Raw genomic sequence first — 13,257 nt, 5'->3', positions numbered from 1 at the left:
TATTCACATAACAGTAAAATAAAAGAAAATTTTGAATTTTAGCTACAAAGGGGTAGGATTCTCCTGTACCTTATGAAATAATGATAATGAAAGCGGTTACATATATTTGCAGCGGAGGGGATATGAATATGAAATTGGTTAACTTTATCAATGGAAAATGGCAAGATCCACAAAATGCGAAATTTACGCCTGTATTAAATCCAGCGACAGGTGAGGAGTTAGCGCAGGTTCAGATGTCCACAAAAGCCGAAGTAGATGAAGCGGCTAAAGCGGCAAAGCTGGCGCAAAAAACATGGGCTAAGGTTCCTGCTCCTAAAAGAGCAGATTATTTATACGAAATTGGCCGTTTGATGAAAGAAAGAAAAGAACATCTGGCGCAAGTGCTCACCAAAGAGATGGGCAAGGTAATCGAAGAAGGACGCGGAGAAGTGCAAGAAGGAATTGATATGGCCTATTATATGGCAGGTGAGGGCCGGCGGATGTTTGGTGAAACCACGCCATCAGAGCTAGCCGATAAATTCGCGATGAGTGTTCGTGCCCCAATTGGCGTTGTGGGTCTCATTACTCCTTGGAATTTCCCTGTAGCCATTGCCACATGGAAATCTTTTCCTGCCATCGTCGGAGGAAATACGTTCTTATGGAAGCCCGCTACTGAAACGCCAATGATGGCTTATGAAATGGCGAAGATTTTTGAGGAAGTCGGACTTCCGGAAGGGGTTGCCAATATTGTCTTTGGCGCAGGTTCCGAGGTTGGTACGGCAATGATCGAACATCCGGATATTCGGGTTATTTCATTTACCGGGTCTACGGATACAGGGCGGCAAGTAGCAGAAATGGGCGGACGCCATCTGAAGAAAGTGTCTCTAGAAATGGGTGGAAAGAACGCCGTGATTGTTATGGAAGATGCAGACCTTGATCTGGCAGTTGAAGGGATATTGTGGAGTGCTTTCGGAACTGCTGGCCAGCGATGCACGGCCTGCAGCAGGGTGATTGTCCATAAAGATGCAAAAGAAGAACTGCAAAAACGTCTTTTGGAAAAAATGGAAACATTGACGATTGGTGATGGAATAGATGAATCCGTAAAAGTAGGGCCGGTGATCAATCAAAAAGCGTTGGAGAAAATCCATTCTTATGTAGAAATCGGCCAACAGGAAGGGGCAACACTGCTTGTCGGAGGAGAAACGCTAAAAGGCGGGACTTACGATAAAGGGAACTATTACGCACCGACATTGTTTACAGACGTAACGCCTGAAATGCGCATCGCCCAAGAAGAAATTTTCGGACCGGTCGTTTCCATAATTGAAGTTGATGGATTCGATGAAGCGATCGAAGTGAATAACGGCGTTATTTATGGGCTGTCCAGTTCCATTTATACGGCAGATGTCAATCGGGTCTTTAAAGCGCAGCGTGACCTGGATACGGGCATCGTCTACATTAACGCAGGGACAACCGGCGCTGAAATCCACTTGCCGTTCGGAGGCACGAAAGGAACAGGCAATGGCCACCGCGATTCGGGGGTCGCAGCTCTAGACGTGTTTACGGAATGGAAGAGCATCTATGTCGACTACAGCGGGAAATTGCAGCGTGCACAAATTGATAATGATATCTGAATCCGGAAAGGGGAATGACGATGAAAATCGCAGTATTGGGTGCAGGGTTGATGGGGAAACAAGCAGCAGGAGATTTGATTGCCAATGAAAAAGTGGAAAAAGTGTATTTAGCTGATTTGAATGTAGCGCAGGCTGATTTGTTCGTTGAACATTTAGGCAGCGCGAAACTCGAAGCTATTTATCTTGATGCTAATGATGATGAGGCTCTGAAGGCTGTCATTTCGAAAGCGGATGTCGTCATCAATGCGCTGTTTTATACGTTTAATGAAAAAGTCGCGCGCTTGGCAATCGAATGTGGTGTGCATTCAGTCGATTTAGGCGGACATATTGGCGGCGCAACAGACACAGTGCTAAGTATGCACGAAGAAGCGGAGAACAAAGGTGTGACACTGATTCCGGATTTAGGCGTAGCTCCCGGAATGATTAATATCCTGAGTGGATACGGGGCAAGCAAACTTGACCAAGTTCAAGACATCAAGTTGTATGTAGGTGGAATACCGGTAGATCCGGAACCGCCGCTTGAATACAATCATGTTTTTTCACTGGATGGCGTATTTGACCATTATACCGATCCTTCTCACGTCATTCGCCGTGGCGAACTGCTGGAGGTGGATTCATTATCTGAAATTGAACATATCGAATTTGAAGGTTTTGGCGAACTCGAAGCATTCCACACTTCTGGCGGAACTTCGACATTGACCGAAACTTTTGAAGACGTAGAAACATTGGAATACAAGACGCTTCGCTATAAAGGGCATGCAGAAAAATTCAAACTCCTCGTCGATTTAGGATTTACGGATCGTGATAAAACCGTTACCATTGCCGGAAACCAAATCAAGTTGAGAGATGTATTAAGGGAAGTCCTCACGCCGATTACAGAGCTTGGCGATAAACAGGATGCCGTGCTTCTACGGGTTCTGGTTTCCGGGTTGAAAAATGAGGAAACATTGACGTTTGAATACACAATGATTACGGTAAGAGATCAAGAAACAGGCGTGACGGCAATGGCTCGCGCTACTGCCTATACGATTTCAGCAGTTGCCCAGATGATCGGAGAGGGGATTATCGACAGAAAAGGTTCTTATCCGCCAGAACTTATTGTTCCGGGGGCTGAATACATCGAGGAAATGGCAAAGCGCGGTGTGGAAATCAAAGAAACGGTTCATCGTTCAGCTTATCAAAGCTGACTTATGGAAGGAGAGGGCTTTTGTGGATTTCGATTTTTCATCCGAACAAGTGTTATTGCGGCAAACCGTCCGAAAGTTTGTTGATGATGAAATTTTACCCCATATCGCTGAATGGGATACAGGCGGCGCATTCGATCCGGCAATTTGGAAGCGGCTTGCAGATCTTGGGCTGATGGGCGTATGCATCCCGGAAAAATACGGCGGCAGCGGAATGGATTATAATTCGCTGGCGATCGTTTGTGAAGAGCTTGAACGAGGAGATACTGCTTTCCGTACTGCAGTTTCTGTCCACACCGGCTTGAATTCCATGTCCCTTCTCCAATGGGGGACTGAAGAGCAAAAAGAGCAGTTTTTAGTTCCACAGGCAAAAGGCGAAAAGGTCGGGGCATTCGGTTTGACTGAACCTGGGGCCGGATCGGACGTTTCAGCGCTTTCGACTACTGCTAAACGCGAAGGCGATGAATATATTTTAAACGGCCAAAAAACCTGGATTTCTTTATGTGATGTGGCCGATCATTTTATCGTTTTCGCATATACCGATAAATCATTGAAGCATAAAGGAATCAGCGCTTTTATCGTCGAGCGTTCAAGAGAAGGGTTTTCATCAAAAGCGATCAAGGGAAAATACGGTATACGCTCGGGCAATACAGGGGAACTTTTCTTTGAAGATGTGCGAATTCCTGTCGGCAACCGCCTTGGCGAAGAAGGGGAAGGTTTTAAAATTGCTATGGCTTCATTGGATAATGGCCGCTTTACCGTCGCGGCAGGAGCTTGCGGCTTATTGATGGCATGCATTGAAGAAAGCGTGAAGTATTGCCAGTCGCGTTCGACATTCGGCAAGCCGATTGGTGAACATCAATTGGTCCAGCAAATGATTGCTAAAATGGAAGCTGGTTTTCAGATGAGCCGCTTACTCGTCTACAGAGCGGGTGAAATGAAGAACAAAGGAATCCGGAATACGCGAGAGACTTCACTCGCTAAGTGGCAGGCTTGTGATTTTGCCAATCAGGCAGCTGATGATGCTGTGCAGATCCATGGCGCATACGGCTATTCGGATGAATACCCGGTTGCTCGGTTCCTGCGAAATTCAAAAGCTCCGGTAATTTATGAAGGAACGCGTGAAATCCATACCTTAATGCAAGCGGATTACGTGCTCGGAAAGCGCGAAGACCGAAAACTGAATCAGATGCTGCCAGCTTGGCCATTTGAAGATTGAAAAAACCGGCCACTCGAATGGCCGGTTTTTCTTAAAATGCTTGTTCCTGCACTTTGGGGACAAGCATTTTTATATTTTGAGGCTGAATCTTTATTTCTAAAGGAGTTTTGAGATAAATCTCCCCGTCTGTATCCACATCCATATCCGTCTCTGTTTTGAGAACAATATCTTTCCCTTTGAAATGGGTGATATGCTCCAGTTCATCTGCAGTAATATCGGGTTGAGAAAGCGAGAACCATTCACGAATTGCTGCAATGGAGGATGTTTGAATGACAAAGATATCGAGCAGTCCATCTGTTGGATCGATCTCGGCTAAAGGAAGCGCATGGGTGCCGATGGATTTACCATTCATGACTAAAACGAGAACTGCATTTTCGCTGTAGTGGATACCGTCAATTTCCAAATTGACTACAAAACTTTCAGCTTGTCTCATCATTTGCAAGGCACTCATGAAATAGCTAAGTTTTCCATAGCGTTCTTTTAAATTTGGATCAATATTCGATGAAGCGTCAGTGATCAAGCCGATGCCCGCAAAATTCAAGAACGAATGATTGTTGGCTAAAGCGATATCCACGTTCTTAATTTCCCCATCAGCTAAAGCTTGCGCAGCTTCATCAAGTGCAAGTGGAATATCCAATGTGCGCGCAAAGTCATTGCATGTCCCTCCAGGCAAAATTCCCAAAATCGGCGCATTTTCGAGATAGCAGAGGGCCTGGACAGCAGAATGTACAGTGCCGTCGCCGCCTGCGACGAAAAGTACATCGGCAGAATCCGCATGCCTGATGCAGGCTTCTTCAAATTCTTCTTTTGTTTCAGTTTGGATTAAGGTCAGATTCTTGGATGCTTTAGCGAGTGGGCCGATAACCAACGGCAAAATTTCCTGGTTCGTGGACGCTCCAGCCGCCCCGTTATACAATAAAACCGAACGTTCAAATCTCGGCATTTCGTTTCCTCCTAATTGGCTTCCTGATATAGTGATGACAGAATGGAAGTTATCAACTGATTACTAGGTAACATCCTTTAATGGAAAAGCGGATTGCCGCAATGATTACATACTGTCTTTATAGAATGTTTTCCACTAACCAGGAAATCATAAACTCAAGCCTCTGTATTCAATTCAATGGAAAGAAGGAATTCAAATGACTGAAAAACTATATTATCAGGACCCGGAAATGAAAAAGGCAATTGTAAGAGTGAATAGGAATGGCCAAAACAGTGTTGGCTTTTATGCAGTTCTGGACCAGACCTGCTTTTATCCTGAAGGCGGCGGCCAGCCTGCAGACACAGGCAGAATCGGAGAAGTTCAAGTAACGGATGTCCAAACCCTAGACGGAGAAATTCTCCATTACACTGAGTCCCCTGTTCCACCCGGCCAGTACGAAGCTGAAATTGATTGGAAAAGAAGATTTGACCATATGCAGCAGCATGCTGGGCAACATGTACTGAGTGCGATTTTTGATGATTTCCATCAGATGAAAACAACCAGTTTTCATCTTGGGGAAGAGCGGGTGTCCATTGATTTGAATACGCCTTCCATTGATGCGGTGACTCTTGAGGCAGTTGAAAAGAAAGCGAATGATGTGATTCGCCGGCATCTGCCAATTGAAACCGAGTGGGTGACACAAGAGCAGTCCCAAGGAATGAACTTGCGGAAACCGCCCGCTGTGGAGGGCGATATCCGATTAGTGTCTATCGATGGAGTGGATTTGAATGCATGTGGAGGAACCCATCCGAAAAACACAGCGGATATCGGACTGATTAAAATTATTAGCAATGAAAAAGCAAAAGGCGGAACGAGAATTTACTTTTTATGCGGATATCGGGCAATGGATTATTTCCGGCTATTGGCCGCTACAACGGACGAATTGGTCAAACAGATGAATGCACCGGTTGCGGAATTAGGAAATGCGGCCTCAGAATTATTAAAAGAAAAAGCGGCAAACGAGAAAAAGATGAAGGAGCTGCAGCAACAGCTCCTTGAAAAAGAAGCCGAAAGCTTAGCTTCTGAAACCGGAACAGTTATCGAACAAATTTTTCATGAACGTCCCATCAAAGAAGTTCAGCAGCTGGCCCGTCTGGTTATGGCACAAAATCCGGATGCCTACCTCTTATTTCTGTCTATAGATGGAGAGGATATCCGTTTTGTCGGGGCAAAAGGAGAGAATGCTGAAGGCAATATGAAAGAAATTCTGCCTGAATTATTGTCGTTAACGGATGGTAAAGGCGGAGGAAATGCGGGGTTTGTGCAAGGCGGCGGAAAATCCGCAGAATCCCCGGAAGTATTTATAGAGACATTCCGAAAGGCTCTGGAAATAAAACAAAGAATTCTGTAACTTTTTTGCCATACTTCTGTCTAATGGATAAAGGCGGATGAAAGGGCGGGATCAAGATGAAGAAAAGGAGTGTGTGGTTAATCGCAGCAGCTGCAGTTGCGATTATTGGATTGGCTGTCGCTTTTATGATGGACAAAGTGACAGTCAGTGCCTCTTCGATTGCTTTGGCTGACCAAGGATGGAAGGCGAATTTTTCTTCGCCGCTGAATCCGGATGCAATTGAAAAAGGTGATTTGTACTTGACTGATTCGAGTGGAGAGCCGGTCGATGCGGAAATAACGCTTCTTGAAAACGGCAAGACGATTGAAATTCCTTTGCTGACAACGGGGGAATATAAGCTCCATATCAAAAAAGCTGCGGTTAGAGGAAGCTTATTGAAGAGTTTGGCTCTGTCAGAAGTTTCTTTTGTCGTGCAGGAAGAATTGAAGAACCTTTCAAATGAAGATGAATTGAAAGCGTATTTTGCCCGCTTGCTTGAATTGCAGCAGCAAAGTGATGGAAGTGGGGCTGTTAGCGGCTCAACAGACTCCATGGCTACCGAAGAATCCAGTTCGGCAGATGCTGCTGGCGGCGAGAGCGGTGATTTTTCGTCTACGAACAATCAAGTAGAAGGGGTAGATGAGGCAGATCTTGTGAAAACGGACGGCTCTTTCGTTTATTCAATCAGCGATTCATCAGTAGTGATATCGGATGTCAGAAATCCGGCAGAAATGAGCGTAGCAGCCAAACTCCTGTTTAAGAAAGATATGTATCCTCAGCAATTGTTTTTGTCTGAAAACACGCTTGTCGTATTAGGGAGTCAGTATTCTGTTTTACCGACCGAAGGCAAAATCAATGATTATCAGCCACATATCGGCCTGACTTCTGTCTATTTGTATGATATTGAAAATCCCGCATCTCCGCAGTTAATTCGTGAATTCGGAACTGAAGGCAACATAAATGGCGCGCGGTTGACAGGAGAGATGCTGTATTTTGTAACGAATGTCTATCCGGATTATTGGATCATGGAAGAGCAGGAAGATCCGGAATTGCGTCCTCACCATTACGATTCCAATAAAGACGAGGAAATGCAGCCATTGCCTTATGAAAATTTATCCATCCTCCCGGGAACGATGGAAGGCAATTACAGTGTCATAACCGCGATCGATTTAACGAACCCAACCGAAAACTCCATTTCGACCGAAGCCTATTTAGGTGGAAGTGAACAAATGTACATGAATGCCGAAAATCTCTATATTACGGCTTCCGTTTATATGCCGATTGATGAAGCAGAACAAGACGATAGCCCGGATATGTCCGTGTGGCAGCCGCAATCAGCCAATACGGAAATCTTCAAATTTCATCTGGAAGGAGAAAGCGTAACATTTGTTGCTTCCAATGAAGTTGCAGGAACGTTGCTGAATCAATTTTCAATGGATGAGTATAATGGCTATTTCCGAGTGGTCACGACGGAAGGATTTGCCTGGGATGAGGCAGCACCTTCTAAAAATCACTTATTCGTATTGGACGGAGGCATGAAGCAAATTGGATCTGTAGAGGATTTAGCACAAGGGGAACGAATCTACTCGGCCCGTTTCATGGGAGATAAAGCGTATATGGTCACATTTAAAGAAACGGATCCTTTATTCGTCATTGATGTATCAGCCCCGTCTTCACCTAAAGTGCTAGGCGAATTGAAAATTCCTGGATTTTCAAACTATCTTCACCCCTTGGATGAAAATCATTTGATCGGCTTCGGCTATGACACAAAACTCGAACCGGTCAAAGGCGAAGAGCCGAGGGTTGTTACAGGCGGCATGAAGATTTCTTTATTCGATGTCAGCGATTTCAGCAATCCATTAGAAAAAGATACAGAAATCATTGGAGGTCCGGGAACGTATTCGCCCTTGCAATATGACCATAAAGCCTTATTCACTCATAAAGAATCCAATCTTTACGGATTCCCGGTTGCAGAATATACAGAAGGCGAAAACGACTCCATTTTATTCAAAGGTTCGGGAGCAATGCTCTTTACCATCACACCAGAAGGAATTGAAAAAGCAGCCGATTTGATAAAAGATTCCACAATGCAATATGAAGATTGGGAAACGAGCGTACAACGCCTCCTTTATATTGACGACAGTTTGTATACAATCGCGAATAGTGAAATCACCAGCTATGGGTTGAATGATTTCAACTTAATTCAAACTTTAAGCTATAAATAAGCAGCACGGGGGAAGAAAAGATGCCCCTGTGCTTTTTTTGACGTTTTTTTTTATACGAAATAGGGAAGAAGTGAAGTATTCTGAAAAATGGAGGGATATGGATGAAAGCAGTAACGTTTCAAGGCGTCAAGGATATGAGAGTTAAAAATGTGAAAGATCCGGAGCTTTTGAAAAAAGACGATATCATTGTGAAAATTACTTCTACAGCGATTTGCGGCTCCGATTTGCACATGTATCAAGGGGCATTGCCTGCCAGAAAAGATTATGTCATCGGACACGAACCGATGGGGATTGTCGAAGAAGTTGGACCTGAAGTCACAAAAGTGAAAAAAGGCGACCGCATTGTTCTGCCATTTAACGTAAGTTGCGGACAATGCCATTATTGTACCCATGATATGGAAAGCCAATGTGATAATTCAAACGGCAATCCGCATTTTGATACAGGCGGCTATTTCGGCTTTACAGAGCGCTACGGGAATTATCAAGGCGGTCAAGCCGAATACTTAAGAGTCCCTTATGGAAACTTCCTGCCATTCGTCATTCCGGAATCTTCAGAGTTAGAAGATGAATCTGTCCTCTTCCTGTCGGACGTATTGCCGACAGCTTGGTGGAGTGTTGAACATTCAGGCGTCAAACCAGGCGATACAGTAGTTGTACTTGGCTGCGGACCTATTGGTTTAATGACCCAAAAATTCGCTTGGATGAAAGGCGCGAAGCGTGTTATTGCCGTGGATGAAATTCCATACCGCATGCAAAAGGCAAAAGAAATGAATAACGTCGAAGTTTTCGACTTTTCGCAGCACGATAATATGGGTGCCTATATTCATGAAATTACAAGCGGTGGAGCCCATGTCGTGATTGACTGTGTCGGAATGGACGGGAAGAAATCAGCGGCAGAAGCAGTTCAGCAGAAATTGAAATTGCAAGGCGGTACGTTAAGCGCCATTGATATCGCAAAAGATGCGGTAAGCAAATTTGGTACGATTCAATTGACTGGAGTTTATGGCTTAAATTACAATATGTTCCCGCTCGGCAATATTTTCGAACGAAATGTTACGATGAAAATGGGACAAGCACCAGTCGTTCACTTGATGCCAATGCTTTACGAGAAAATTGAAAACGGGGAATTTGATCCTCGAGAAATCATTTCTCATATTATGCCGCTTGAAAAAGCGAGCGAAGCTTATCAAATTTTCAATGACCACACAGACGATTGCACAAAAGTTATTTTGAAACCTTAAAAGTGAATAATGGGAATACAAAGTATAAACGCCTCTGGCTTAAGAGGCGTTTATATTTTTGCGTTAATGCGTTATGATGAATTGTGAAATGTAAGGAGGGAAAGCATGTGGCTGAAATTGGAGAAACAAGGCGCGAGCTTGCCCTGGATTGTTTTTTATTGGCTGGTAAGATTTTGATGGAGAACGGTGCAGAAACTTACCGTGTGGAAGACACGATGATCCGGATGGCAATTTCACAAAAGATGACACATTCGCATTGTTTTGTTACACCAACGGGTATCATGTTTTCGCCAACGGAAGAAATGGCTACCCGTTTTGTCCGCATTAATGACCGGCAAACAGACTTGGAGCGGGTGGCATTAGTCAACGCTGTTTCGCGTCGGTTGGTTTCTGGAGAATATACTTTGCAAAAAGCTTATGAAGAATTGCAAGTGATTGATCAGACAAATTATAAATTTCATATATGGCTGCAAATCCTTGCGGCTGCCATGGCAAGCGGCTGTTTTCTCATATTGCTTGGCGGCAGCTGGAGCGATTTGCCATTCGCTTTTGTATTTGGAGGAACGGGTTTTATCATAGTTGAAACGATTTTAATCCAAACCCGTGTCAAGTTCTTTGCGGAATTTATCGGAGCATTGGCAATCGGAATTCTCGCGTTGCTCGCGGTCTATTCGGGCTATGGAACTGATCTCGATACCATCATTATCGGCTCAATCATGCCGCTGGTACCAGGGCTATTGATCACGAATGCCGTCCGCGATTTGATGGCCGGCCATTTTGTTTCGGGGCTTTCAAAAGGAGCGGAAGCTTTTCTGACGGCTTTTGCGATAGGTGCCGGAATTGCTTTGGTGCTGTCATTTTAAAGGAGGGATTGGATGAATTGGCCATTAGAAGCGTTTCTTAGTTTTTTAGCAGCAGGCTCATTTGGCGTTATTTTCAATACACCTCGAAAAACTTTGCTCAGCTGCGGGCTGGTAGGTATGACCGGATGGCTGATTTACCGGAGCTATGTATTGGTGTTGGACGATACCACGCAAGCCTCTTTCGCCGGAGCTTTTGGGGTGGCGTTAGTTGCCCACTTATTGGCTAAAAAGTTCAAGATGCCGATGATCATTTTCAGTGTTGCGGGCATCATTCCGTTAGTTCCAGGAAGCAAAGCTTATAATGCGATGCGTAATATTGTAGAGAATAATTACTTGGAAGCTATCACTTACGCTTCTGAAGCTTTGATGATTTCAGGCGCGGTCGCAATGGGACTGGTATTTGCAGAAGTCTTGATGCAGCTCTTTTTCAAGCGGCAAGCGAAACGCATCCAACGAAAAATCGGCATGACCCAAAACTGATGTTTTGGACATGCCGATTTTTTATAGTTATAGGTGTTTTGGAAGTGGAATGTGGCCGCTTCCGCTTTTCTACATTAATTCAACCATTTCTTCAACTCTTTTGCTTCCATTGGGTGCCCGGTGATGAAGCCTTGGATCATGTCGCAGTTCATGGCACGTAAAAGTTCCAGTTGTTCATTGGTCTCGACGCCTTCGGCAATGACTTGGAAGTCCAGACTCTTGCCGAATTGGATCATGCCTTTGATCATTTTCTGCATTTTTTCTTGTTTCGTGATGGATTGGATAATGGTCCGGTCGATCTTCAAGCTCGATATCGGCAACATCAGCATATAGCGGAATGATGCATAGCCCGTTCCAAAATCATCAAGGGCGAACGAAATGCCTGCCTGGTTTAATTGTTTCATCTGTTTAATGATGGAGCGTTCTGCTTCTGCTTCCAATGCAAATTTCTCAGTGATTTCGATGGTCAAAGCACTTGGATCACAGCTATTCAACTGGATTTGTTCCAAGAATGATTTTGCCATATCCTTGTCGCGGAATTCACGGATAGACGAGTTGATGCTGACGTTCATGTGGATGCCGCGGGAGTTCCATTCTTTTATCTGGGCGCAAACCGTTTCGAGAACGAACATGCCGATTTCATGGATCATGCCATTTTCTTCGGCAATCGGAATCAGTTCTTCCGGAGTTACGATGCCCACTTCAGAATCTTCCCAGCGCACCAAAGCTTCGACACGCTCGACGATTCCTGTGCTCAAATTGACTTGCGGCTGATACATTAAATGCAAATTGTGGCGATCTAATGCATGGATTAGGCGCTTTTCAATCAAGGATTTGCGGTTCAACCGTTCATGGTCGTCGGAAGTCAATGCTGAAATCGCACTGCCGCCGCGCTCTTTTACTTTTTTGATGGTGACATGAGAAGCTTTGATCAAGTGGACAAAGGATTGCTGATCTTCCGGATAGCGTGTAATGGCACCGCTCACGGTCAACGGAATCGCAGTTCCCTGGATATAGATTGGGTGTTGCTGCAAATAATGCAGGAAACCTTCGATAAACCAATTGCTGAGAGGCGTAATCAAAGCAAATTCATGCAATCCTGCACGCGTAATGATCGAATCCGAAAAATACATGCGCAGGCGTTTTGTAAATTCAGTCAATAATTCATTTTCGGTATCTGTATCGGAAACGTCGCGCAATGTGTAAAAACGGTCAATATCGAAGAAGACGAATGAAAAATGCTTTCCTTCTTTAATATGGTCATTGACTACTTGTTCAAGGCGATGGCGGTTCTCAAGTCCTGTAATCGGATCAATAAAGGCAATTTCTTCTAAATGGTGCTGCGCTTTTTTAGCAGCAGTGATGTCTTTTTCCAAGAAGATGTAATACGTATCGTCTCCTTTTAAATCCATCGGAATCGCTGTTAATTCCACCCAATACTCTTCGCCGTCTTTTTTCAATTTCTTGGCTTGGCCATTCCATACTTTGCCGCTTCTTAACGTGCTGATCAAGTTTTCGACGAAATTCACATCGTCGCTTTCTTCACCGAACATTTGCCAGATGGGTTTGCCGAGAATCCGTTTCGGCGTCCATTTGCTTAATTTCAGGAACAGCGGATTGGCATAAGTGATCAAGAATTCTTCATCAAAATACAACAACATGAATGAAGCATCCAAACCATCGCGCAGGCTGTTCAATTCGCGGCTAGCCGATATTTCTTCCGTGGATTCATCCACTTCAAATATGGACATCACAAATCGCTCATCGCCGGAAGCGAAAGCTTTGGTCACAATTGTCGTATACGTACGTGTTCCATCTCCAAGGCCAACTTCTACCTCTTCGAAACGGATCGGCTCTTTGCTATGTATGATGTTTTCCCATGTTTGTTTGTAAAGAGCTGCTTTTTCGGGATTCATATAAGGATATAATGTGCCTTTAATCGTTTCAGGTTCTAATTGAAATACACGCTCCGCATGACGGTTGCACCATACCACAAGTCCGTCTTTATCCATAATGATGATTGGAAAAGGGATATGGTTAAAAACCAGGTTGTCGGAAAGTATTTGTTGCAATTCGCTCATGCCATGACGCTCCTTCTCGTAAGTCTACCTTCATTATAGAGA

Annotated in this window: 10 protein-coding genes; 8 read left to right on the top strand and 2 right to left on the bottom strand. The window is 44.4% G+C overall.

Translation table 11 applies throughout. The annotated features are described in order from the left end of the window. Positions 1-128 precede the first annotated feature (128 nt). From NFU07_RS06065 to NFU07_RS06055, 3 genes are read left to right on the top strand one after another with little or no spacing between them, the layout of a single operon-like run. The gene (locus NFU07_RS06065) at positions 129-1,610 is read left to right on the top strand and encodes an aldehyde dehydrogenase family protein (RefSeq protein ID WP_251475840.1); all 1,482 of its coding nucleotides are present in this window, start codon (positions 129-131) and stop codon (positions 1,608-1,610) included. A gap of 20 nt (positions 1,611-1,630) precedes the next feature. After that, positions 1,631-2,797 (top strand): saccharopine dehydrogenase family protein, encoded by a 1,167-nt coding sequence (locus NFU07_RS06060; protein ID WP_251475838.1) that lies wholly within the window; start codon positions 1,631-1,633, stop codon positions 2,795-2,797. 22 nt (positions 2,798-2,819) lie between these two features. Further along, positions 2,820-4,013 carry an acyl-CoA dehydrogenase family protein gene (locus tag NFU07_RS06055; RefSeq protein ID WP_251475836.1) on the top strand — a complete coding sequence of 398 codons (1,194 nt, stop codon included), beginning with the start codon at positions 2,820-2,822 and terminating at the stop codon, positions 4,011-4,013. Positions 4,014-4,044: 31 nt separating this feature from the next. Here NFU07_RS06055 and NFU07_RS06050 read toward each other — a convergent pair whose 3' ends face one another. Next, a complete protein-coding gene (locus NFU07_RS06050) occupies positions 4,045-4,956 on the bottom strand; it encodes a diacylglycerol/lipid kinase family protein (protein WP_251475834.1) in 912 nt (303 codons plus the stop codon). 196 nt (positions 4,957-5,152) lie between these two features. Between NFU07_RS06050 and NFU07_RS06045 the strand changes: the two genes are divergently transcribed. The 5 genes from NFU07_RS06045 to NFU07_RS06025 all read left to right on the top strand — a co-directional run bounded on the left by NFU07_RS06045 (position 5,153) and on the right by NFU07_RS06025 (position 11,134). Further along, positions 5,153-6,346 carry an alanyl-tRNA editing protein gene (locus NFU07_RS06045; protein WP_251475832.1) on the top strand — a complete coding sequence of 398 codons (1,194 nt, stop codon included), beginning with the start codon at positions 5,153-5,155 and terminating at the stop codon, positions 6,344-6,346. Positions 6,347-6,402: 56 nt separating this feature from the next. Continuing rightward, positions 6,403-8,550 carry a beta-propeller domain-containing protein gene (locus NFU07_RS06040; protein ID WP_251475830.1) on the top strand — a complete coding sequence of 716 codons (2,148 nt, stop codon included), beginning with the start codon at positions 6,403-6,405 and terminating at the stop codon, positions 8,548-8,550. Positions 8,551-8,651: 101 nt separating this feature from the next. Continuing rightward, positions 8,652-9,791, top strand: coding sequence for a zinc-dependent alcohol dehydrogenase (locus NFU07_RS06035; protein WP_251475828.1), 1,140 nt, complete (start codon positions 8,652-8,654; stop codon positions 9,789-9,791). Between the two features lie 107 nt (positions 9,792-9,898). Further along, positions 9,899-10,654 carry a threonine/serine exporter family protein gene (locus tag NFU07_RS06030; RefSeq protein ID WP_251475826.1) on the top strand — a complete coding sequence of 252 codons (756 nt, stop codon included), beginning with the start codon at positions 9,899-9,901 and terminating at the stop codon, positions 10,652-10,654. Positions 10,655-10,666: 12 nt separating this feature from the next. Continuing rightward, entirely contained in the window at positions 10,667-11,134 is a 468-nt protein-coding gene (locus NFU07_RS06025) for a threonine/serine exporter family protein (RefSeq protein ID WP_235197172.1), read from the top strand. 74 nt (positions 11,135-11,208) lie between these two features. On the opposite strand, the gene NFU07_RS06020 is transcribed toward NFU07_RS06025, so the two are convergent. Further along, a complete protein-coding gene (locus tag NFU07_RS06020; RefSeq protein WP_251475824.1) occupies positions 11,209-13,215 on the bottom strand; it encodes a sensor domain-containing protein in 2,007 nt (668 codons plus the stop codon). Between the last annotated feature and the right edge of the window lie 42 nt (positions 13,216-13,257).

It is taken from the genome of Planococcus sp. NCCP-2050 (assembly GCF_023708025.1).
Taxonomy (GTDB): domain Bacteria; phylum Bacillota; class Bacilli; order Bacillales_A; family Planococcaceae; genus Planococcus.
Note: the sequence above shows the minus strand (reverse complement) of the source record. Positions and strands in the feature narration are given on the sequence as shown.

Bases quoted from the DNA above. Each gene is read 5' to 3' on its own strand.
- NFU07_RS06065 (WP_251475840.1), top strand. From the start codon at position 129: ATGAAATTGGTTAACTTTATCAATGGAAAATGGCAAGATCCACAAAAT.
- NFU07_RS06060 (WP_251475838.1), top strand. From the start codon at position 1,631: ATGAAAATCGCAGTATTGGGTGCAGGGTTGATGGGGAAACAAGCAGCA.
- NFU07_RS06050 (WP_251475834.1), bottom strand. From the start codon at position 4,956: ATGCCGAGATTTGAACGTTCGGTTTTATTGTATAACGGGGCGGCTGGA.
- NFU07_RS06045 (WP_251475832.1), top strand. From the start codon at position 5,153: ATGACTGAAAAACTATATTATCAGGACCCGGAAATGAAAAAGGCAATT.
- NFU07_RS06040 (WP_251475830.1), top strand. From the start codon at position 6,403: ATGAAGAAAAGGAGTGTGTGGTTAATCGCAGCAGCTGCAGTTGCGATT.
- NFU07_RS06035 (WP_251475828.1), top strand. From the start codon at position 8,652: ATGAAAGCAGTAACGTTTCAAGGCGTCAAGGATATGAGAGTTAAAAAT.
- NFU07_RS06025 (WP_235197172.1), top strand. From the start codon at position 10,667: ATGAATTGGCCATTAGAAGCGTTTCTTAGTTTTTTAGCAGCAGGCTCA.
- NFU07_RS06020 (WP_251475824.1), bottom strand. From the start codon at position 13,215: ATGAGCGAATTGCAACAAATACTTTCCGACAACCTGGTTTTTAACCAT.